A 22,069-nucleotide genomic window follows, 5' to 3' on the forward strand; every position below is an offset into this window, starting at 1 on the left:
AGCCGACCCGGAATATGCCTGATAGGAACTACTTCTCGAGGCGTACGTGGCAGCACGACCACGACGTGGCGACCAAGCCACATCCCAGTCACCGGTACTGGTGAATCGGGTCTCGCCGATCCTCTACCGGAGCTATTTAGAACGCGTTACATTTCACCCAACGTGCCGACCGGGCTTACCACAGCGGCGACTCGGCCGCATCCGGTAGCCCGCAGGCACACTCCGCTACACCCGCGCAGGGAGGACCCCATGACTTCGGCCCACGCCGATCCCAACCAGCGGATGGAACTCACGGTTTCCGACCAGAACCTCGATGAACTCGCGACCGAACTCGCGCAGTGGCTCGGGACCAAGGTCGAGGCCGACGAGCCGCCGCAGGTCACCTCGATCACCCGGCCGCAGGCCGGCGGCATGTCCAGCACCACGCTGCTCTTCGACGCCGAGTGGACCGAGCAGGGGCAGGCGGCCGGCGGGTCCTTCGTGGCGCGGCTCGCGCCCGATCAGAGCTCCTTCCCGGTGTTCGAGAACTACGACCTGGCAACACAGTTCGCGGTGATGGCCGGTGTCGCCGAGGCCACCGACCTGCCGGTGCCGCCGCTGTGCTGGCTGGAGACCGGTTCCGACAATGTGCTCGGCGCACCGTTCTTCGTCATGCGCCGCGTGAACGGCCGTGTGCCCGAGGACAATCCGCCGTACGTGTTCATCGGCTGGCTGCACGAGGCCACCCCGGAGCAGCGCTACCAGGTGACCTGCCGGACCATCGAGATCATCGCCGAGGTGCACTCGATTCCCGATCCGGCCCAGCGGTTCCCGATGCTGGCGGGCGAGGGCTCGGCGCTGCGGCGGCACTTCGAGGCCCAGCGGGCGTGGTACGACTGGGCGCTCGCCCGCGACGGCTTCCGCATCCCGCTGCTGGAGCGCACTTTCGACTGGCTCGAGGAGAACTTCCCCACCGATACCGGACCGGACGTGCTGAGCTGGGGCGACGCCCGGCCGGGCAATGTCATGTTCGACGAGTTCGATCCGGTCGCGGTGCTGGACTGGGAGATGGCCGCCATCGGCCCGCGGGAACTCGACGTGGCCTGGACGATTCTCATCCACCGGTTCTTCCAGGACATCGCCACGCGGTTCGACCAGCCGGGCCTGGCCGACTACATGCGGCGCGCCGATGTGGAGAAGCTCTACGAGGAGGCCAGCGGGCACGCCGTGCGCGACCTGGACTGGTACCTCATGTACGCCGCGCTACGGCACGGCATCGTGATGGCCCGCATCCGGCGGCGGATGATCCACTTCGGTGAGGCGGCCGACAACGACGATCGCGACGACTACGTGATGCACCGGCATCTGCTGGAAGCCATGCTCGACGGCACCTACTCGTGGGATTGAGAGATGACGCAGAATCAGATCAACTCGCTCGACGAATACCCGATCCACCAGACCCCGCTGTCCATGTCGCGGGTCGGGACCAGTGATCGGAACTTCTACGACCGCAACTACTTCAACGCGCTCGACACCGGCAGCGACACCTTCCTGGTCACCGGTTTCGGCGTATATCCGAACCTGGGCGTGACCGACGCGTTCGCGACCGTCCGCCGCGGTGACACCCAGCGGGCCGTGCGGTTCTCCGACGCCCTGGCCGAGCGCAGCCTCGAGCCCAAGGTCGGCGGCTACCGGATCGAGATCGCCGAACCGCTGCAGAAGATCCGCGTGCTCTGCGAACACGAGGACCTGTCCTTCGACCTGACCTGGGAGGGTTCCTTCCCGGCCATGGCCGAACAGCCGCACACCATCCTCACCGGCGTGCACCGGCCCATCATCGACGCGCAGCGCTTCGCGCAGGTCGGAACCTGGTCGGGCACACTGCATGTCGACGGCACCGACATCAGCGTGGACCCGTCAGCGTGGTGCGGCACCCGCGACCGCTCCTGGGGCATCCGCCCGGTCGGCGAATCCGATCACCCCGGCCGGTTGGGGTCCGAACCGTCCGAAGGCTTCTGGTGGCTGTACGTGCCGCTGCTGTTCGACGAGTTCTCCATCATCGTCATCGTGCAGGAGGAGCCCAACGGCTTCCGCACCCTCAACGACGCCACCCGGATCTGGAAGGACGGGCGAGTCGAGCAACTGGGCTGGCCCCGTGTGCATCTGACGTACAAGTCCGGCACGCGCATCCCGACGCGGGTGCGCCTGGATCTCACCACGCCCGACGGCAAGCCGCTCGAGGTCGAGGTCGAGGCCGGAACCTTCATGGCCCTCAATGTCGGTTGCGGCTACGGCGGCGACCCCGATTGGCAGCACGGCCAATGGAAGGGCCGCGACTGGTCCGAGAGCAAGCTCTACGACCTGACCGATCCGGCCATTGCGGGGCGCATTCCGTTCGGCGTCATCGACCACGTCGGCAAGGCGCGCTGTGGCGACGCCGAGGGCTGGGGACTGTTCGAGCACGGCACCATGGGGCGCCACGATCCGACCGGATTCGCCGATTGGGGTGCTGTCGCACCCTGATCGCGCACAGCCGCAGCCCTCGCCGGCAACCAACCACCCGGCGGGGGCTGCGGCGTGCGAGAGTGACATCACATGTCGGCAATTCCGGTGGCCTACTGCGGAATTCACTGATCGCGGACGCCGCGGCCCGGATGAGGAAGTGGTCAGGTGGAGGGCCACCAGTAAGTGGCGACCATGTAGAGGCTGAGTAGGAAGCCTGCAATGAAGATCAGGGCACCGATCGCGAGTGCCCAGGTGGGGCGCCAGCCGTGGCGTCGGGCTATGCGACCGAGCTGCCAGGAGACGGCGCCACCGGCTGCCCAGGTGTACAGGGGGAAGGCGCCCAGGCCCAGGATGATCTGGGGTGGGCAAGGGTGCCGCCAGCCGCAGAACTCTGGGATGCCGTCCAGGTCTCTGATGATGAGGAAGGACAGGAAGGCTGTGGCGCAGAAGCCGACGGTGCCCCAGAAACGCCACCACATCAGGAAGCTGCGCCAGCCGTCGGGTACGAGGGTGGGATACGCCACAAGGCAAAAGATAAAGAACAAAACGCAAAAAACAAAAGACCAAAGATGCCTGGAGAAGGGAGGGGGGCAGACTTGGGGACGCGCCTTCGTCTACCAGCCCGCTCACCTTTGAACCTGCATGTGGGTGTCGATGCCGGAGGTATTCGCTTAGGTCTCGGGGTTGGGGTATCCGCAGGATGGGATGTCGCGAGGAGAAGACCGCTGTGGTTGTTCGGTGTTCGGCGATTTCAGGGTGGGCTTGCGGTGGGTTTTGTCCGTAGAAGGCGATGCGTACGGTCCGTGGGCCGGGATCGGTGGGTGGCGGCTCTCAACCCGGCGTCAGCTCGAGTCCGGTAGGGCAGGCGACGCAACCACACTCCCCGGTCCCTGCGCACGCCAACAGCACACGAGCAGCCGGGAATCACGCCGCCCGTGAACCCCACCTTCGGCAACTGGAATCGATGGCAGCGGTGACCGACTCGCCGACGTGATGTCTGTCGTTCACGCGAGGAATGCCAGTCGGGTCAAGACGTTTCGGGGCGATCCACCCGGTGCGCCCCCGATACGGGGAATCCTTCCCCACGACAACGGTTTTCCAACCGTCGGGACCGTCGTTGACCAGCGCGTGGCAGTGATCGCAGGCCAAGGTCAGGTTGGTCAGATCGGTGGGCCGCCCTTGGCCCAGTCGGTGATGTGGTGCACCGCGCACATCGAGGCGGGTGCGTCGCATCCGGGTCGGGTGCAGCCCTTGTCGCGGGCGATCAACGCCAAACGCTGAGCCGGAGTGGCCAGGCGCTGGCAGCGACCCAGGTACAGCGGCAGCCCGTCGGCGTCGAGGACCACCAGCACCGGGCGGGTCCCCTCGGCCATCTTCAACGCCTCGTTGATCGACACGTGGCCACCGGAGGCGGTGGTCGCGACCCCGGCCCCATGCTCGAGATCCGCGACGGACATGGTCAGGATGGCCTGTACCGGCAGGCCGCGGTGGGAGCCGAGCTTGGCGGGGTCGACACCGGGCTGCAGCAACGCGAACAACGCGTCGTGGGTGCGCTGCCCGGCATCGCGACGGTCGCGACGGGCCGCGGCCTCGAGGACCTTCGAGTCGACGACCTTGATTGTGGCGGTAACGCTGTCGGCGTCGTCGATGTTGCACATGCCCGGACGGGCGAGCTTGGCGAAGACGGCATCCAGCAGTGCCCGCAGTTCGGGGGTGATCCAGCCCTCGATCCACGACATCCCGTCCACCCCGGGACGGCCGAGGATCAAGCCGCGGCGGCGACGGCGGTCGGTGTCGGAGACGACCTTGCCGTCGGGGTCGATACGGGCGAGGATGTCGCGGCCGATCTTGGGCAGGTCATCGGGCCAGCCGATGCGGGAGTGATCGACCAAGAGGTGTTCGGCTTCCGCGCGCGTCTCGGCGGGGATGTCGGTGGGCAGGTGGTTCATCACGTCGATGATGTTGCGGACGTGATCGCGTGAGATGTCGCCTGTCTCATAGGCTTCGGCGGTCTTCTCCAGCGCGGCCGGGCGCAGATGACCGGTGGGTTCGAAGAATTCTCCGCACTGGTGGGTGATCTTCACCCGCACCGACGCGTCATACCTCGACAACCCCAACGTCTGGCGCAGGAACGGCACTACGCCCTTCGCTCCACTGCCTTCGGGCAGCGAACGATTGCAGGCTTCGATGATCAGGCGTGAATCCAGCGCCGACAGTTGACGTTTGCAGGTTTCCAACCGCTGCATCAACTCCACGACATCACCGTCGGCGAGCGGAGTGAGGTTCCCGCGGAGGACGGAATTCGACAGGGCTTCGACGGCGGCCGCCAGTTCTGCGATGCCGCAGTTGTCGAGTGTCACCCCCGTCGAAGTCATGCACTAATTCTATCGCTATCCCACACCCATCGGAACCCGAAATGTCCTATATCCCAACATAATTCAACTCCACTGAATCTGAAATAACCATTGCCTCAATGGATTTCAATGAGACAGTGGATCGGTTTCAAGAACCGCCGGCGAGGGAGTCGACGATCTTGCCGATCCGGCGAGTGCGGGTCTCCGGTTTCTTGGCGTCGGTCACGGCGGTGACGTGCTCACGGCGGCTGGTGTACGAGAGCCTGTCGAAGGCGTCCTGTACCCCCGCCTCCCGCAGTGCGGCGGCGAGGTCGTCGGGGACAGCTATGGTGCGTTCCACGGTGTCACGCTCGACAGTGACGGCGACCCGGTCTCCAGCCCCCTTGCCGAGTTCGGCGCGGATCGCCTTCAGCAGGCCCAGGCACGGTCCCGCACCCATGGTGGCGATGGCGCCTCGGTACGGGATGCCGTCGAAGGTGGCCTGAACCGGGATGCGGCCACCGCCGCCGAGGGCGGTGATGATGTCGGGGGGAATGCGAATGTATGCACCACCGTTGGCAGCGGTTTCGATGACGCCGTCGAATCGTTGCATGGGTGCACGATATAGCGATCACTCAGCAATCCGAAGGTGTGTTAACAAATATTAAGTAACCGAGAACCAACCGTTTCGGAAGCTTCACCGCCGCTGCCCCGGAAGCCCCTTCCGAGAACTTGTTTCACTGCCTGCGAAGAGGTTTTCCCAGGTCGCGACCGCAAGGTGTGACCTCGGCCGCTACCCCTCAGTGACCGGAACATTGCGGCGATCTCACAGCTCACAAATGCGCTTCGAGCATTGTGAGCAAACCGTTTTGACGCCTCCCCCGGCGTCCCTACAGTCGAGCCAGCAGCCCGGTTTTCCAGCTCGAAGGGGGCGTTATGGCTATTACGCGGAACGGACACTCGTCCGCCGATGCGCTGCTTCGACTGGGGAAGTACTTCAACCGCGGCGAGGTGTCCGGTGACCTGCGCACCCTGCACAAGGTGGGCGGGCGCGAGGCCGACGAGTTCTACCGGGACCGGTGGTCGCACGACAAGGTGGTGCGGTCCACGCACGGCGTGAACTGCACCGGTTCGTGCTCGTGGAAGATCTACGTCTCCGACGGCGTGATCACCTGGGAGTCGCAGCAGACCGACTACCCGAGCGTCGGCGCCGACAAGCCGGAGTACGAGCCGCGCGGCTGTCCGCGTGGTGCGTCGTTCTCCTGGTACACCTACTCCCCCGCGCGCATCCGCTACCCGTACGTGCGTGGCACGCTGCTGGAGCTGTACCGCGACGCCAAGACGCGGCTCAAGGATCCGGTGCTGGCGTGGGAGTCCATCGTCGAGGACGCGGACCGGGCCAAGGCCTACAAGTCGGCGCGCGGCAAGGGCGGGTTCGTGCGCGCCGAATGGTGGGAAGCCGCCGAAATCGCCGCCGCCGGACACGTTTACACGATCAAGAAGTACGGCCCCGACCGCGTCGCGGGCTTCTCGCCGATCCCGGCCATGTCCATGGTCTCGCATGCGGTCGGCGCCCGGTTCATCTCGCTGATCGGCGGCTCGATGCTGTCGTTCTACGACTGGTACGCCGACCTACCCGTGGCCTCCCCGCAGGTCTTCGGCGACCAGACCGACGTGCCCGAGTCCGCCGACTGGTTCGACGCCGGCTACCTGATCATGTGGGGCTCCAATGTCCCGGTCACCCGAACCCCGGACGCGCACTACATGACCGAGGCCCGCTACCGCGGCCAGAAGGTCGTGGTGGTCTCCCCCGACTACGCCGACAACACCAAGTTCGCCGACGAATGGGTGCCCGCACGCCCGGGTACGGACGCCGCCCTGGCCATGGCCATGGGTCACGTGGTGCTGCGAGAGTTCTTCGTGGACAAGCAGACTCCGTACTTCAACGACTACGTCAAGCGCTACACCGATCTGCCGTACCTGGTGGTGCTGGACGAGCACGAGGGCGGCTGGTCCACCGACGGCGACTACAGCGGTCACACCTTCACGCCCGGCAAGTTCCTCACCGCCGCCGATCTCGGCCGCACCGGCGAGGGCGTCGAGCACCAGACGGTGCTGCTGGACGCGGACGGCAGTCCGCAGGTGCCCAATGGCTCTCTCGGCCACCGCTTCAACGAGGCGGGCAAGGGGCGCTGGAACCTGGATCTGGGGGACATCGATCCCCTGCTGACCCTGCACGGGCGCACCGATGATGTTGCGGCCGTGCAGTTCCCCCGCTTCGACGGGCCGCCGGGTGGGTCCGAGGGCGGTGTCCTCACCCGTGGCGTGCCGACCACCGTCATCGCGGGACGACGGGTGACGACGGTGTTCGACCTGCTGCTGGCGCAGTACGGCGTAGCCCGGTCCGGCCTGCCCGGCAGCTGGCCGACCGGCTATGACGATGCGACCCAGCCGTACACTCCCGCCTGGCAGGAGTCGATCACCGGCGTCCCCGCCCAGCAGGCCGAACGCCTCGGCCGCGAATTCGCCGACAATGCCGAGCGTTCCAAGGGCCGGTCCATGATCCTCATGGGCGCGGGCACCAACCACTGGTTCCACTCCGACCAGATCTACCGCTCCTTCTTCACCCTGACCCTGCTCACCGGCTGCCAGGGCGTGAACGGCGGCGGCTGGGCGCATTACGTGGGCCAGGAGAAGTGCCGTCCGGTGACCGGCTGGGCCACACTGGCTTTCGCCTCGGACTGGCAGCGGCCGCCGCGGCAGATGCAGGGCACCGTGTTCTGGTATCTGGCCAACAACCAGTGGCGCTACGACCCGTTCACCTCCGAGTCGTTCGCCTCACCGTTGAGCAAGGGCACCTTCTCCGGGCGCACGGCGGCCGACAATATCGCGCTCGCAACACGTCTGGGCTGGATGCCGTCGTATCCGACGCTCAACCGCAATCCCCTCGATCTCGTCGACGAGGCCGAGCAGGCGGGCAGGACGCCCGCGGATTACGTGGTGGACGGCCTGAAGTCGGGCGATCTCCGCTTCGCCTGCGAGGATCCCGACGCGCCCGAGAACTTCCCGCGCGTGCTGACGGTGTGGCGCGCCAACCTGCTGGGTTCCTCCGGCAAGGGCAACGAGTACTTCCACAGGCACCTGCTCGGCGCGGACTCCAACCTGCAGACCACCGAGACCACCGGGGTGCGCCCGCAGGAGCTGGAATGGCGCGACGAGGCCGCTACCGGCAAGCTGGATCTGCTGATGTCGATGGACTTCCGCATGACGTCCACGACCCTGTTCTCCGACATCGTGTTCCCGGCCGCCACCTGGTACGAGAAGCACGACCTGTCCTCCACCGACATGCACCCCTTCGTGCACGCCTTCTCCCCGGCCATCTCCCCGCCGTGGGAGGCCAAGACCGATTTCGAGGCCTTCCACCGCATTGCCCGCGGGTTCTCCTGGCTGGCGGAGAAGCATCTGGGCGTGCGCCGGGACCTGGTCGCGGTGCCGCTGCAGCACGACACCGCCGACGCGCTGGCGCAGGCCGGCGGGCGGGTGCTGGACTGGAAGCACGGCGAATGCGAGCCCGTTCCGGGTGTCACCATGCCGAAACTCGTTGTCGTCGAACGTGACTACCCGAATGTCGCGGACAAGATGGCCGCGCTCGGGCCGTTGGTCGAAACGCTGGGACTCACCACCAAGGGTGTCACCACTCTGCCCGATATCGAGGTAGATTACCTGCGCGGCGTCAACGGCACTGTGGTTTCCGGTGTCGCGCAGGGCCGTCCGTCCCTGGCCAAGGACACCCACGCGGCCGAGGCGATCCTGGCACTGTCCGGCACCACCAACGGCCGGCTCGCGGTGGAAGGGTTCCATGCGCTGGAACGGCGCACCGGAACCGAGCTGGCCGACCTGGCTGCCGAACACGAGGGAAAGCGAATCACCTTCGCCGACACGCAGGCCCGGCCCGTTCCGGTGATCACCTCACCGGAATGGTCCGGGAGCGAGACGGGCGGACGCCGGTATTCGCCGTTCACCATCAATGTGGAGCGGTCCAAGCCCTGGCACACGCTGACCGGGCGGCAGCACTTCTATCTCGATCACGACTGGATGATGGAGCTGGGCGAGCAGCTGCCGATCTATCGGCCGCCGCTGGACATGACCGCGCTGTTCGCCGAGCCGGGCATCGGCAAGGTGAGCGAGAACGGCGTGACCGTGCGGTATCTGACGCCGCACTCGAAGTGGTCGATCCACTCCGCCTATCAGGACAACCTGCACATGCTGACGCTCTCGCGGGGCGGTCAGGCGATCTGGATGTCGGACAAGGACGCCGCGAAAATCGGTGTCGCCGACAATGATTGGATCGAGGCCATCAACCGCAACGGCATCGTGGTGGCCCGCGCGATCGTGTCGCACCGCATGCCCGAGGGCACGGTGTTCATGTACCACGCCCAGGACCGCGCGGTGAACGTGCCGCGCATCGAAGGCACGGCGGATGTCCAGCGGGGCAAGGGTAAACGCGGTGGTATCCACAATGCGCTGACCCGGATCATGATCAAGCCCTCGCACCTCATCGGTGGCTATGCGCAGCAGTCGTTCGCGCTGAACTACCACGGCCCCACCGGAAATCAGCGCGACGAGGTCACCACGATTCGCAAGCGCTCGCAGGAAGTGGAGTACTGATATGCGTGTGATGGCGCAACTGGCCATGGTCATGAACCTGGACAAGTGCATCGGCTGCCACACCTGCAGCGTCACCTGCAAGCAGGCCTGGACCAACCGTTCCGGCACCGAGTACGTGTGGTTCAACAATGTGGAAACCCGTCCGGGACAGGGTTATCCGCGTCGCTACGAGGACCAGGAGAAGTGGAAGGGCGGCTGGACCCTCGACAGGAAGGGCCGGCTGACCCTCAAGTCCGGGTCGCGGATGAAGCGGCTGCTCAATATCTTCGCCAACCCGGATCTGCCCACGGTGTCGGACTACTACGACCCGTGGAGCTACGACTACGACAATCTGCTGTCCGCACCGCAGATGGACACCACGCCGGTGGCGCGGCCCAAGTCGCTGATCACCGGTGAGGACACCAACGTCACCTGGGGCGCGAACTGGGACGACTCGCTGGGGTCGGGCCCGGAGCAGGTGGGTAAGGACCCGTTGCTGGCCAAGCTCTCCGAGCAGGTCAAGCTGGAGTTCGAAGAAACGTTCATGTTCTACCTGCCGCGCATCTGCGAGCACTGCCTCAACCCCTCGTGTGCCGCGTCGTGCCCGTCGGGCGCGATCTACAAGCGCGCCGAGGACGGCATCGTGCTCGTCGACCAGGACAAGTGCCGCGGCTGGCGGCAATGCGTCACCGGATGCCCGTACAAGAAGATCTACTTCAACCACAAGACCGGCAAGGCAGAGAAATGCACCTTCTGCTACCCGCGGGTGGAAGTCGGCATCCCCACCGTCTGCTCGGAAACCTGCGTCGGGCGACTGCGCTACATCGGGGTCATGCTCTACGACGCCGACAAGGTCCTCGAGGCCGCCTCGGTGGAGAACGACCAGGACCTCTATCCCGCCCAGCTGGGTGTGTTCCTCAACCCGCACGACCCGCGCGTCATCGCCGAGGCCGAACGGGCCGGGATCTCCCCGGAATGGATTCAGGCCGCTCAGGATTCACCGGTCTACAAGCTGATCGTGGACTACCAGATCGCGTTGCCGCTGCATCCGGAATACCGGACCATGCCCATGGTCTGGTACGTGCCGCCACTGTCGCCGGTGGTGGACACCCTCACCCAGACCGGGCACGACGGGGAGAACCACAACAACCTCTTCGGCGCCATCGACGCCCTGCGTATTCCGCTGGAGTACTTGGCCGAGTTGTTCACCGCCGGTGAGATCGGCCCGGTCCGTGCCTCGTTGCAGCGGCTCGCCGGGATGCGGTCGTTCATGCGCTCGATCAACCTCGGCCAGGAACCCGACCTGTCCATCCCCGACGCCGTCGGCCTCGAGCCCGAAGAGATCGAGGCCATGTACCGGCTGCTGGCCATCGCGAAGTACGAACACCGGTACGTGATCCCGTCCGGCGCGACTTCCCGTGCCCACGAACTGGATTCCCTCGCCACGGGATGCTCGCTCGACACCGACGGCGGCCCCGGCATGACGGCCTTCGACTACATGGCCGACAAATTCCACCTCACCGACACCAACGATGCCTCCCCCGACCAGAAATCCAACCGCATCAACCTGTTGAACTGGGACGGCAGGAGCACGAAAGGCTTGGTGCCCACCGCAACCGGCACCAATGGCTCCGGTGCCAATGGCCATGGCGGAAACGGAGCGAACGGCAGCGGCGCCGGCGTATCCACCGCCACGTCCGGAAACGGCAACGGGAACGGCAATGGCCACCATGGTTCCGGTGTCGACGGCGTCAGCAACGGCGCTGCCGCCGCCGAGCCGGAACCCACCGGAGCCACACGATGAGCCTGCTGAAACCGCGACGGCGCACCGAACCCGCCGTCACCGCGCACGAAGAGGATCGGCGGCAGGCGTGGCGGCTGAATGCGCTGTCGCTCGACTACCCGCACCCGCGCACGCGCGCCATGATCGACGAACTCGATACCGCCGCAACGGAATCCACCGGAGCACCGCGATGAGCCTGCTGAAACTGCGGCGACGGCCCGAACCCGCCGTCGCCATGAGCGAACGCGATCGGCGACTGGTGTGGCGGCTGGGCGCGCTGCTGCTCGACTATCCGAGCGCGCAGACCCTGGCCATGCTCGACGAACTCGACGCCGCCGCAGCGGAATTGCCGGACGCGGTCCGTCCGCTGCTGGCCGGGTTCCTCGCGTACCTGCGCACCGGCGATGCGATCGCGCTGGCCCAGGAGTATGTCGAGACCTTCGACATGCGCCGCCGGGCCAGCCTGCACCTGACCTTCTACGCCTACGGGGACACCCGCAAGCGCGGGATGGCGCTGCTGCGGTTCAAGCACGCCTACCGGCATGCCGGGGTCGAACTCGGCGACGAGGAACTGCCCGACCACCTGCCCGTGCTGCTCGAATTCGCCGCCACCGTCGATCCCGTCGGCGGCGAACGACTGCTGGGCGAACACGTCCCGGTGCTGGAACTGCTGCGGTTGTCGCTTTCCGACAGCGGATCTCCTTATGCCGGGGTGCTGGCGTCGGTGGTGGCGACCCTGCCACCGGTCACCACCGCCGACCGCCGGCGTATCGCCGAACTCGCCGCCCAGGGCCCGCCCGAAGAGGAAGTCGGATTGGAGCCCTTCGCCATGGACCCGCTCGCCTTCACCGGATCGGAGGCCCGCCGATGAGCTCCGCGCTCTGGCTGACGCTGCCCTACATCGCGTTCACGTCGTTCGTGCTCGGGCACCTGTGGCGCTATCGCACCGATCAATTCGGCTGGACCACACGGTCTTCACAGGTCTACGAGTCGCGGCTGCTGCGCCTGGGCAGCCCGCTGTTCCACTTCGGCATGCTCGGGGTGATCGGCGGGCACGTGCTCGGCGTGCTGATCCCGCAGTCCTGGACCGACGCCGTCGGCATCTCCGAGGAGACCTATCACGTGGTCGCCGTCTCCGCGGGATCGGTTGCGGGCGTGGCGGTCATCGCCGGGATCGGCATCCTGCTCTACCGCCGCGTCACCGTCCCCGCCGTCCGTCAGGCCACCACCACCAATGACAAGGTGATGTACATCCTGCTGGCCGCCGCCCTGATCACCGGTCTGCTCAACACCGTCGGCAGCAACCTGCTCTGGGGTACCTACAACTACCGCGAGACCGTCTCCCCCTGGTTCCGCAGCCTGTTCACCCTGCATCCGCACCCCGACCTCATGGTCGGCACCCCCTGGACCTTCCAGGCGCACGGCCTGATCGTGTTGTCCCTCATCGCCTTCTGGCCCTACACCCGCCTGGTCCACATGTTCTCCGCGCCCATCGGCTACCTGGTCCGCCCGTACGTGGTGTACCGCGCGAAGCCGAACAAGTCCGCGGACAAGGCCCGCTACGCCCGCGCCTGGGATACCCCCGCCATTCCGCGGCGCTGAGACACCGGGCGTGCATCGATTTATCGATGGCGCCCGGTCCCGGCCGGTGTTATGGTTCGGCGCGGCCGAGCCGAACGGTTGGGCTCGAATTGTCTTCGGGGGAAACCATGTTCAATTGGTATGTGGGCCTGCTCGCGCTCAGTGGCGTGATCATGCTGGCGCTGGCGGTGGTGCGACAGGGGCAGAGCAGCGCCTCACGCTCGATCAACGGCATTTTCGGCGCGGTCTATCTCGGCTACGCCTTCTATCTCGCCTTCCTTTTCGACGGCGGCTCCTACCTCATCTTCTTCCAGGCGTTCATTCTGCCGGTCGTGATGGTGGTCAATTTCTTCCGCAATCGCACACCGAAGCCGAAACTCACCGAAACGCAGAAGGCCTGGCGCGAGTATCAGCGCTCCGCCGGGCAGCAATAGGCTCGCCGGGCGACAATAGCGCGGTGTTCTCGAAGAAGACCGCGCCCGAGCGGGTTACGCCACCGGCCACGCCCTGCCCCGACTGCGGGGAACGCCGCGTGACGCTCAGCGGGAATATGGATACGTATCTGATCCAGCGCAATGGCGGGCGGGCCCTCACGGACCTGCTCGCCCTGCTCTGCCTGGGATGCGGACGGGTGTTCTTCTACGCCGAGCGGCTCGACAAGGTGCGGGCCGCGATGAAGTCGACGACGTCCTGAGTGCGCGAGTCGGGCTGCTCCCGCGCTGCGCGCGTCAGGCGAGCCAGAGCCTCGTCCAGGCGGGAGCTCGGGCCCTGCTCGGCGAGCAGCACGGCGATGGCCTCCCAAGTGGCGACGGTCGGATTCGGTTGCGCCAGCAGCTCTTCGAGATAGCTGTCCGGGTCGAGCAGGCGCAGCGCGCGGCGGGCGTGGGCGTGGACGCGCCGGGGCAGCTCTGCGCGAATCAGGTCGATATCGCCGGGCTGGACGTGACCCGGCTGGTCGGGGTCGAGGCGCACCGACCACAGCTGGTCCGGGTCCTCGGGTAGGCCCTCGCCCGGGAGCAGGCCGGGCCCCGCCGCGGCCTCGATCGCGAGCGGTGCAAGGCCCAGGCGTTCGTTGCGCCAGTTGCGGAATTCCCACCACGCGGTCGGGGTCGCCCAGGCGCCCAGCCCGAATCGGAGCATCTGCTGTCCACCGGTGAACGTTCGGAATGTCCGCGTCCGCGCCACGGTGGCCGTACCGCCGGGCATCCCCCGCACCCAGGTCGGCTCGGCCCCCTCAAACCCATACGGCTGCAGCAGTTTTCCCGTATCGCGCATCAAGCGGCGCAGCGCCGACTCCGGTTTGACCATCCACGCAGACTAGCCGCGCGAACCGACAGGATCCCGCACCTCGCGATCCGCCCAGGATGCCGCGCGTCGCCCGGACACGCCGCGCAGCAACGCCGAACATGCCGCGCAGCAACGCCGAACATGCCGCGCAGGCACACCGGGTGTGCCTGCGCGGTCAGATCGTCCGGACGAGCGACGGGACCGTCAGTGGCCGGACCAGATGTCGTTCACCGTGGCCGCGTAACCGTCGTTGTTGGTCAGGGGCTGCAGGCCGAGGGCGGTGTCGATGGTGCGGAGCAAGCCGTACTGGTCGGTGCGCTGGGAGCTGGTGTAGCCGGGCTTCACGGAGTTCTGCGAGCCGAGCACGATGGTCGGGACCCGGTTCGGGAACAGCGGGCCGAACGCCTTGGTGGCGCCCTCGTCGAAGGTCACGATCAGCAGGGAGCGCTGCTGCTTCCAGGCCGGGGAGTTGAGGATCGCGGGCAGGGTGGCGCCCAGCCAGCTGTCACCCGAGGCGACGCCGCAGCCCTCCATGTTGTGGCATTCGTTGGCGGCGAACCACACGAAGTTCGGGGTGGTGGCGGCGGATTGCAGGTCGGTCGTCATCTGCGTGAGCGGCTGCAGGTGCGCCGCACAGTAGGACTGGTTGGACTTCATGTTCTGGAAGTACAAGAACGGCAGGTCATCCGGGTAGTACTGATCGTGCGAGGACTGGTCGCAATTGCCGTTGGCGTCCTCGGCGTAGCCCTTCCAGCTCTTGTGCGCCGCGTCCGCGCTGTTGCCGATGTGGCGCGCGTCGATGGTCGTCGCGCCCACGCTGTTGTCGACCAGCCCGTACAGTCCGCCCGCCGCCAGCGCGACATAGTTCGGATCGCTCGGATGCGTCGTGGCGTAGGACTGGCTCAGTGTCGCGCCCTGCGACCGCAGGCCGTTGATGTAGGGGGCCTGGGGATTTCCGATGATGCCGGTGAGGCCGTCGTAGTCCTGGTTCTCCAGGTAGACCATGAAGACGTGGTCGTAACCCGGCACCGTGGTGGCGGGTGCGGTGAGCTTCGGTGCGGGCAGTGCGGCGCCGATGGTGAACGACAGGTTGTCGGCGTAGCCGTCGTTGGTGTCGCCGTAGGTCCAACTGAAGTTCAGCTGGATCTTCACCGCGCGCGTACCCTTCGGCAGGGTGCCCTTCGTATCACGCTGCAGCAGACCGGTTTTCAGGCCGCGATCGATGCTGCTCACGTCGTCGCACTCGGCGGAGCCGAGCTCGGACCCCGATGCGCTGAGGAACGTCGCCGTCATGTTGACCCGATCGTCCTGGGCACCGAATCCGCCCAGCCAGCCATTGAGATCGAAGCTCACGCCACCCTGGTCGATGGCCGCACCCGCGGCCGAGACGCTGATGGTCTGATCCATCTCGGCATTACCGGTGCCGCCGCCGGCGAAGAACTTCGAACCCCGGTTCGACGGACCCGGCGAGGACGCGTCCGGCCATCCGGACTGTCCGTAGCACACCGCATTCGGCTCACCCTTGCCGATGGTCCAGCCCGGCAGCGTCATGCCGTCCAGCCCCTTCGGCGAGCACTGTGCCACCGCCTCGGCATCGCCATCCACGATCAGGTTCGGGCTGGTGACCGCGGCATGCGCCACGGACGGCGTGACCGCGGAGCCTCCCAAGACGGCCAGTGCGGCCGCAGTCGTGATAGCGAATAATTTGCCGTGGCCGTTTCCAACGCCTTTGTGGCGCATACATGTTCCTTTGCGGGTCGTTACCGAAGTGCGCCCCGAATAGAACAGGTTCTAGGTGTCGGATCACCGCTCTGCCCATGGCCGGGCGGTGAACACCACCCGGCTTTTGGACGGACGACCAGCAATGGGGAAGGTCGTGCCGCAAGGAACGTCGGCCAGCAAGTACAGCTATCGACAAGCAACAGGTCGAGCGTGGACTAGATGTATTGACCGGAGACGTTGATAAATCGAGTGCCTCACTCACCGTGGCCATTCACGGGTCTTGCTGTCGCTGGGGGGATGCCGATCTCGTCAATGTCATGGCCGCTGCAGGCAATCTTGGTTGCACTGGCGTGCTCGATACGGGACACGAGGAACCACCGCATATCGCTGCGTAGCCTGCACCACCCGATCAGGTACCAATGGCCGTTCGTGGAGCCGAACATCACCGGTTCGACGTCGCGGGTGGTCTTGCTGCCGTCCCGCGAGGTGTAGCGGATACGCACCACCCGTTGCTCGGCCATCGCTTCCTCCAGCGCTGACTTGATCGCGCGCGGAGCAGGAGGCGCGTTCACCCAGACGCGACTGGCCAGCTCATCGGCCTTCGTCCGGGTCTGTGGATCGAGTACGTCCATAATCTTCCGAACGCCGGCCAAGGCGAGATCGGCGTAGGGGGCATCGGGTGCAGCAGAGACTGCCGCGAGTAGTGCCACTGCCTGCACAGGGGTCAGGCTGACCGGTGGCAGGGTGCCTCGGGCGACTAGCCCGTAGCCACCGCCGGGGCCCGGGCGCGACCAGATCGGCGCGCCACTGTTCTCGAGTGCGGTGAGGTCTCTCTTGACCGTCCGCACGGACACGCCGAACTCTTTTGCCAGTCGCTCAGCAGTGCATCCACGCGGTCCGCTGCGTCGCAGCATCTCGGACAGGGCGTGGAGTCGCTCCGCCCTCTTCATCTCCCGCCCCGGCAAAAAATCATGCCAAAAATGGTGACATACCCTTGTCCGCGAGGCTCGAGAGCATCGTGGTGTGACGAACAACGCGAGCCGCCCGACCATAATCCTGATCGCTGGCCATTGGCTAGGGGCTTGGGCATGGGACGAGGTGCTGGAACACCTGCCCGCTGACGGCTGGCGAACCATCCCGATGACGCTTCCCGGCCTCGATGAGCGGGACCCCAAGCGGGCGTCCAGGACGCTCGATGACCAGGCGACGGCGATCGAGCAGACTATGACCCAGGCTGATGCTTCCGAGGCCCAGCCGGTAGTCATCGTGGCGCACAGCGGAGCCAACGCGCCGGTAAGCCTTGTGCTCGATCAGCATCCTGAACTTGTCCGCCGAGTGGTGTGGGTCGATAGCGGGCCCGTCGCGTCCGGCAGTATCTTCGCCCCGGATGCGCCCGAGGATCTGGACGAGTTTCCCCTGCCGCCCTTCGACGCGCTCGGGGAGCAGGCCAGCCTCGAGGGCCTGAGCACGGAGGCTCTCGAGCGCTTTCGAGCCAGGGCCGTTCCAGAACCCGGTCCCGTGCTACGCCAGCAAGTGGAGCTCACCAACGATGCGCGTCTGGCGGTCCCGACCACTCTGGTGTGCTGCTCGATCCCGAGCGCGCAGATAATGGAGCTGGCCAACTCGGGTCATCCCATGTTCGCCGAGGTGTCAAACCTCGACCATGTTGACCTCATCGACCTCCCGACCGGGCATTGGCCCATGTGGAGCCGCCCCGGCGACCTCGCCCACATCCTCGCCGCAGCAGCGACTTCCCCAGCTGACTGAACCGCAGACAGACCTGAAGAGGGCCAGCCGAAGCGGCTGGCCCTCTTCAATTCCCGAAAGATCAGCCCGGTTCAACTCGCGAGCAGGCTTGGCGTCGCCCCGTCGACGGCTCATCGCATCCTGTGCTCGGCCCGTCTGAATCGGCTGTCCTATATAGACAGGGCGACCGGTGAGCCAATTCGCCGGTATGAGCACGACCACCCGGGATCGCTCGTCCACGTGGACGTGAAGAAGCTCGGGAACATCCCCGACGGCGGTGGCAACGTCCCCGGGCAGTACAACTAGACCTTCGCGCGGGTGTCCCGCTTCGAGCGGGCGAAGTTCCGCATGATGGGCAGGTCGACCCAGTGGTAGAGCAGTGCGGCGAGGGCGGTGGACACGACCAGGCACAGCAGGGAGAAGCCGGCCCAGCCGAGGATGCCGAATTCCCTGCCGCCGATCAGGTATCGGGTGACCAGGACCATGACCGGGAACTGGATGAGGTAGAAGGCGAAGGAGACATTGCCGAGCCACACCATGCGCGGGTGGGAGTTGAGGCCGCGGATGCCGGCCAGGTCCCGGGCGGCCATGGTGGCCACCACCGCCGTCATCGGGGGCAGCAGCAGCACCGACATCTTGTAGTTCACCGGCACCACCCAGGTCGCCGCGTACGCGACGGTCAGCGCGACCAGCGGCCAGGCGAGATTGGTGTTGCGCCAACGACCTTCGAGCACCATACGGGCCGCCAGCACACCGAGGAAGAACTCCGGCAGGCGCGACAGCGGGAAGGTGTAGCTGAGCCAGTACGACGGGGACACCGGGATGTCGGGCTGCTGGAACCAGGCCGGGGAGGCGTGCAGTTCGTAGTGCGGCGACGCGTTGCCCGGAACCAGCCGCGGCGCAAAGGCATTCGCGATGCCCTTCGGACCGTCCACCCACAGGAAGTACGAGGTGTGCAGCAGGGCGATGCCCAGCATCAGCAGGCCCGCGGCCAGCAGCAGGCGGCGGGTCGGGATCCGCATGACCAGCGGCAGCAGCAGCGGAAAGCTCAGGTAGAACAGCACTTCCGCGGCCAGCGACCAGGACGGGACGTTCAGCCCACCGACCGTGGTCCACTTCGGCACCCAGGTGTGCACCAGCAGCAGGTTCGGCACCCACACCACCGCGCGGTGCAGGGGCACGCTCGCCACCACGATGAAGGCGGCGGCGGCCAACAGGTGCGTCGGATAGATCTTGAGCACCCGCCGCCGGTAGAAGGCGCGCACCGACATGCCCGGCCGGAACGACCAGTAGATGATGAAACCGGACAGCACGAAGAAGAACGTGACGCCCGCGGCCCCGAGCTGCATCGGGATCCACTCGTGGATGTGGCGGAACAGCGCCGACTTCTGGAACGGGTAGACCGGCAGGAACACCAAGGCGTGCAACACGAATACCGCGAATGCCGCCCACCACCGCGCGCCGGTCAGCGAGGGCAGCGCGGGCCGCTCCCGCCGGGCGCGCTCGGCGACGGACTCGGTGAGACCCTTCGTCCGGGCCGGCTCGGCCGTCAGGACCGGTTCGGCGGCCCGCGTGGCCTGGGCGGGCTGGAGGAGCTGGGTGGTGTACTGCTCCACCGCGAGCGCGGCGGAGGCCTCGCGCGGGGCGACTTCGGGCGGGCGGGTCATCGTGCGTACCTCTCGTACAGTGCGTTTGCTACCACGGCGTCGCCCTGCGGAGCGGGGTGGAACGGCAGCCCGGCGATATTGACTTTCGGGTCGAACACTCCGTTGACCCACTGCTGCGGCGTGCACAGCCCATGCCCGGCGGTGAGCGCGCGGGCGTCGAGGTATTCCAGGTTCAGCTGCGCGGCGGCTTCCCGCTCGGCCTGGTCGATGCGATTGAGGTACTCGACGACCGTGCGGCCGCGCGGCTGGGTGGCCGGGACACCGGCGATGTCGAAGCAGATGGCGTCCTGGTCGGGCCGGAACAGCTCCGGGTAGCCGACGATCACGATGTGCGCATTCGGGGCGTAGTACCGGATGTAGGTGATGACCTTGCTGATGCGGGAGGCGTACTCGGCGCCGGTCACGTTCTGCGGGTCGGTCATTCGGCCGGCGGCCACCGCGTCGGGACCGCAGCCGCCGACGACGTCGTAGAAGCAGCGCTCGATCGAGCTCCACGGGGACTGCGGGGCGCCACCCCAGACGTCGTTGAGGCCGAACTGCACCGTCACCAGCTTGGTTTTCGGGCCGAACGAGCCCGCCTTGTCGGCGTTGGCGGCCTGGACCTTCAGGGTGTATCCGTCCCCGGTGTCGAGCGACGCGCCCGGACACGACTGGTTCCACATCCGATCGGTGCCCTGCACGCCCATCAGTGCGCCCAGCTGCACCGGCCACGCGGTGTCGCCGTGGTCGCACTTCTTCTCCTGGGACAGCGGGTTCCAGCCGTTGGCCGTGAACGAGTCGCCCAGGATGACGAGTTCCTTACCCTGCGGAACCGAATCCGCTTGCGCCCCCGATGTTCCCGTCATGGCCGCGGCGAACGCGACCACCGCGGCACACAGCCACCGACCGTTGATTCCCGACACGTGTGTACTCCGGTTTCGTCAGTAGCCTGCGCGGGGCTCGAACCCGGGGGCATCCAGGGTCGGCGGCGCGGGCTTGGGCGCCTGCTGGGTCTGCGGCGCGGGCTTGGGCGCAACCGGTTGTGCCGCAGGCGCTTCGGGCGCTGCGGGGGCCGCCGGCTGCGGGGCGGGTGCTTCGGTCGCGACCTCCGGGGCCGCGGCGGGCGCAGGGGCCGCGCTCGGCGCCGGGGCAGCGCTGCTCGCGGGAGCGGCCGAACTGCTCACGACGGCAGCGGTGGTGCTCGCCGGGGTGGTGGGCGTGTCGGCGGTCTTGTCGCTTCCGCACGCCGCCAGCGCGCCGATCAGCACGACCCCGCCGATGGCGGCCACCGCGGTGCGTGCGCCTGGGATACGGAACTTCATGAAACCCTCGAATCGCAAATTGAACGGTGGACTTTTCACTTTTGCGCGGAGTGTACAAGAGTCCCCGACGGCCGGGGTGCGGCATTCAGCAAACCGCAAAACCCCTGGACAATCGGGAAACTCGACGAGGAGGCCATCGATGGTCAACGGTCCGATCGACGGAGTCTCGATGGCATCAGTGCCCGTATCGGTCGTAGATGGCATTGGCGACCACGGCGTCACCCTGGCTCGACGGATGGAAGAACAGGCCGTCGAGATCGGTCCGTGGATCGAACACGCCATTCAGCCAGGGCTGCGACGAGCAGAGCCCATGACCGGTGGTGAGCGCGCGGGAATCCAGGAACTCGATGCCGAGCAGCTGGGCGGCTTCCCGCTGCGCCTGGTCGATGCGGTCGAAGTACTCCACCACCGCGCGACCGCGCGACTGGATGAACGGCGCGACGCCGCCGATGCTGAGACAGACCGTGCTGCTGCCCGGGGTGAACAACTCCGGATAGCCGACGAACACGATGCGGGCGTTCGGTGCGTAGTACCTGATGTAGGTCACCGCATTGCTCATGCGCTTGGCCATCAACGCCCCGGACACACCGTTGTAGTCGGGCATCCGGCCCTGGTCGATCGACTCCGGATCGCAGCCGTCGACCAGGTTGAACACGCAGCCCTGCAACGACTTCCAGAGCGTCTGGTCGTTCTTGCCCCACTTGTCGTTGAGCCCGAACTGCAGTGTGACGACCTTGGTATTCGGCCCGAAAGCGCCTGCCTTGTCCGCTTTCTGGGCCTCCTGGGCCAGGCTCCACCCCGGGCCGCTGTCGATCGACGCGCCCGGGCAGGAGGGATCGGCCATCTCGTCGGTCCCGTACACGCCCATGAGCCGGCCCAGCTGCACCGGCCAGGCCGTCCGGCCGTGGCGCAGGCAGCTGTTGCTCTCGTCGAAGAAGTCCCAGGCGTTCGCGGAGAACGAATCACCCAGCACTACCAGCTCTTTGCCCGCGGGGGCGGCGTCCGGCGAGGCCGGATCCGCGTTCGCCGCGGCCACGGTCGACACCGAGGCCGCGAGCGCTACCGCGGCAGCACACAGCCACCGCCCGCCATTACCCAGCACGAACCTGTCCAGCCTTCTCAGTAACCCGCACGCGGCTCGAATCCGGGCGCGTCCAGGGTCGGCGGCGCGGGCTTCTGCTGCTGCTGCGTCTGCGGCGCAGGCTTGGGTGCGGCCGGCTGCGGCGCAACCGGTTGCGGCGCGACGACCTCCGGCGCGACGGGCTGCGGCGCGGCCGGTTCCGTGGCCGCCGGTTGCGGCGCGGGGGCCTCGGTGGTCGGCGCGGGCGCGACGGTCGTCGGTGCGGGGGCGGCTGTGGAGCTCACCGATGTGGCGGCGGTGCTGGTGGCGCCGCCCGGCGAACTGTCGGACGACTTGTCGCTGCCGCACCCGGCAATGCCCGCGATCAGCAGCCCCCCGCCGATCACGGCCGCGGCGACACGGACGGCAAACACCCCCACCGGTGTTGAAGACTTCAT

General features: G+C 66.9%; 21 protein-coding genes and 1 pseudogene. 11 read left to right on the plus strand and 11 right to left on the minus strand.

Annotation, left to right across the window (positions count from 1 at the left end; all coding sequences use genetic code 11):
- Positions 1-249: 249 nt before the first annotated feature.
- Both ACWEKS_RS37515 and ACWEKS_RS37520 read left to right on the plus strand, forming a co-directional pair.
- Positions 250-1,386, plus strand: a complete 1,137-nt coding sequence (locus ACWEKS_RS37515) for a phosphotransferase family protein (protein ID WP_452344491.1) — start codon at positions 250-252, stop codon at positions 1,384-1,386.
- A gap of 3 nt (positions 1,387-1,389) precedes the next feature.
- Positions 1,390-2,502 carry a hypothetical protein gene (locus ACWEKS_RS37520; protein ID WP_379468259.1) on the plus strand — a complete coding sequence of 371 codons (1,113 nt, stop codon included), beginning with the start codon at positions 1,390-1,392 and terminating at the stop codon, positions 2,500-2,502.
- 143 nt (positions 2,503-2,645) lie between these two features.
- Here ACWEKS_RS37520 and ACWEKS_RS37525 read toward each other — a convergent pair whose 3' ends face one another.
- From ACWEKS_RS37525 to ACWEKS_RS37535, 3 genes are all read right to left on the minus strand, one after another.
- Positions 2,646-3,008, minus strand: coding sequence for a hypothetical protein (locus ACWEKS_RS37525; protein ID WP_452344492.1), 363 nt, complete (start codon positions 3,006-3,008; stop codon positions 2,646-2,648).
- Positions 3,009-3,644: 636 nt separating this feature from the next.
- The gene (locus ACWEKS_RS37530; RefSeq protein WP_452344493.1) at positions 3,645-4,859 is read right to left on the minus strand and encodes a DUF222 domain-containing protein; all 1,215 of its coding nucleotides are present in this window, start codon (positions 4,857-4,859) and stop codon (positions 3,645-3,647) included.
- Between the two features lie 127 nt (positions 4,860-4,986).
- On the minus strand, positions 4,987-5,430 hold the full coding sequence (locus tag ACWEKS_RS37535) for a YdeI/OmpD-associated family protein (protein WP_452344494.1): 444 nt from the start codon (positions 5,428-5,430) through the stop codon (positions 4,987-4,989).
- Between the two features lie 323 nt (positions 5,431-5,753).
- On the opposite strand from ACWEKS_RS37535, the gene ACWEKS_RS37540 reads away from it, so the two are divergent.
- From ACWEKS_RS37540 to ACWEKS_RS37570, 7 genes are all read left to right on the plus strand, one after another.
- Complete coding sequence (locus ACWEKS_RS37540; protein ID WP_452344495.1) at positions 5,754-9,485, plus strand: nitrate reductase subunit alpha; 3,732 nt, start codon at positions 5,754-5,756, stop codon at positions 9,483-9,485.
- A gap of 10 nt (positions 9,486-9,495) precedes the next feature.
- Positions 9,496-11,268 (plus strand): nitrate reductase subunit beta, encoded by a 1,773-nt coding sequence (narH, locus tag ACWEKS_RS37545; protein ID WP_452344519.1) that lies wholly within the window; start codon positions 9,496-9,498, stop codon positions 11,266-11,268.
- Positions 11,265-11,441 (plus strand): hypothetical protein, encoded by a 177-nt coding sequence (locus ACWEKS_RS37550; RefSeq protein WP_379379438.1) that lies wholly within the window; start codon positions 11,265-11,267, stop codon positions 11,439-11,441. The genes narH and ACWEKS_RS37550 overlap by 4 nt, the downstream gene beginning before the upstream one ends.
- Positions 11,438-12,118, plus strand: a complete 681-nt coding sequence (gene narJ / locus ACWEKS_RS37555; RefSeq protein ID WP_452344496.1) for a nitrate reductase molybdenum cofactor assembly chaperone — start codon at positions 11,438-11,440, stop codon at positions 12,116-12,118. The genes ACWEKS_RS37550 and narJ overlap by 4 nt, the downstream gene beginning before the upstream one ends.
- Complete coding sequence (narI, locus tag ACWEKS_RS37560) at positions 12,115-12,849, plus strand: respiratory nitrate reductase subunit gamma (protein ID WP_452344497.1); 735 nt, start codon at positions 12,115-12,117, stop codon at positions 12,847-12,849. Before narJ ends, narI begins: the two co-directional genes overlap by 4 nt.
- Positions 12,850-12,971: 122 nt before the next feature.
- Positions 12,972-13,262, plus strand: coding sequence for a hypothetical protein (locus ACWEKS_RS37565; protein WP_379379444.1), 291 nt, complete (start codon positions 12,972-12,974; stop codon positions 13,260-13,262).
- A gap of 23 nt (positions 13,263-13,285) precedes the next feature.
- Entirely contained in the window at positions 13,286-13,522 is a 237-nt protein-coding gene (locus tag ACWEKS_RS37570) for a hypothetical protein (RefSeq protein ID WP_452344498.1), read from the plus strand.
- Here ACWEKS_RS37570 and ACWEKS_RS37575 read toward each other — a convergent pair.
- From ACWEKS_RS37575 to ACWEKS_RS37585, 3 genes are all read right to left on the minus strand, one after another.
- Positions 13,468-14,136, minus strand: coding sequence for a hypothetical protein (locus ACWEKS_RS37575; RefSeq protein ID WP_452344499.1), 669 nt, complete (start codon positions 14,134-14,136; stop codon positions 13,468-13,470). The two genes, ACWEKS_RS37570 and ACWEKS_RS37575, sit on opposite strands and share 55 nt — an antisense overlap.
- A 183-nt stretch (positions 14,137-14,319) precedes the next feature.
- On the minus strand, positions 14,320-15,783 hold the full coding sequence (locus tag ACWEKS_RS37580; RefSeq protein WP_452344500.1) for an alkaline phosphatase family protein: 1,464 nt from the start codon (positions 15,781-15,783) through the stop codon (positions 14,320-14,322).
- Between the two features lie 308 nt (positions 15,784-16,091).
- Positions 16,092-16,787, minus strand: a complete 696-nt coding sequence (locus tag ACWEKS_RS37585) for a helix-turn-helix transcriptional regulator (protein ID WP_452344501.1) — start codon at positions 16,785-16,787, stop codon at positions 16,092-16,094.
- A 73-nt stretch (positions 16,788-16,860) separates the two neighbouring features.
- Here ACWEKS_RS37585 and ACWEKS_RS37590 point away from each other — a divergent pair, with 73 nt between their 5' ends.
- Both ACWEKS_RS37590 and ACWEKS_RS37595 read left to right on the plus strand, forming a co-directional pair.
- Positions 16,861-17,604: an alpha/beta fold hydrolase gene (locus tag ACWEKS_RS37590; RefSeq protein WP_452344502.1), complete on the plus strand. Its 744-nt coding sequence runs from the start codon at positions 16,861-16,863 to the stop codon at positions 17,602-17,604.
- A 66-nt stretch (positions 17,605-17,670) separates the two neighbouring features.
- Positions 17,671-17,865 (plus strand): annotated as a pseudogene (locus tag ACWEKS_RS37595) (IS481 family transposase); the annotation flags it as partial.
- A 20-nt stretch (positions 17,866-17,885) separates the two neighbouring features.
- Here the strand turns inward: ACWEKS_RS37595 and ACWEKS_RS37600 are convergent.
- The 5 genes from ACWEKS_RS37600 to ACWEKS_RS37620 form a co-directional block, all read right to left on the minus strand.
- Positions 17,886-19,250, minus strand: a complete 1,365-nt coding sequence (locus tag ACWEKS_RS37600; protein WP_452344503.1) for an acyltransferase family protein — start codon at positions 19,248-19,250, stop codon at positions 17,886-17,888.
- Positions 19,247-20,152: an SGNH/GDSL hydrolase family protein gene (locus tag ACWEKS_RS37605; RefSeq protein WP_452344504.1), complete on the minus strand. Its 906-nt coding sequence runs from the start codon at positions 20,150-20,152 to the stop codon at positions 19,247-19,249. Before ACWEKS_RS37605 ends, ACWEKS_RS37600 begins: the two co-directional genes overlap by 4 nt.
- Positions 20,153-20,170: 18 nt before the next feature.
- The gene (locus tag ACWEKS_RS37610) at positions 20,171-20,551 is read right to left on the minus strand and encodes a hypothetical protein (RefSeq protein WP_452344505.1); all 381 of its coding nucleotides are present in this window, start codon (positions 20,549-20,551) and stop codon (positions 20,171-20,173) included.
- Between the two features lie 175 nt (positions 20,552-20,726).
- Positions 20,727-21,653, minus strand: coding sequence for an SGNH/GDSL hydrolase family protein (locus tag ACWEKS_RS37615; protein WP_452344506.1), 927 nt, complete (start codon positions 21,651-21,653; stop codon positions 20,727-20,729).
- Positions 21,654-21,670: 17 nt separating this feature from the next.
- Positions 21,671-22,069 (minus strand): hypothetical protein, encoded by a 399-nt coding sequence (locus tag ACWEKS_RS37620; RefSeq protein WP_452344507.1) that lies wholly within the window; start codon positions 22,067-22,069, stop codon positions 21,671-21,673.

Source organism: Nocardia sp. NPDC004711, from assembly GCF_053601595.1.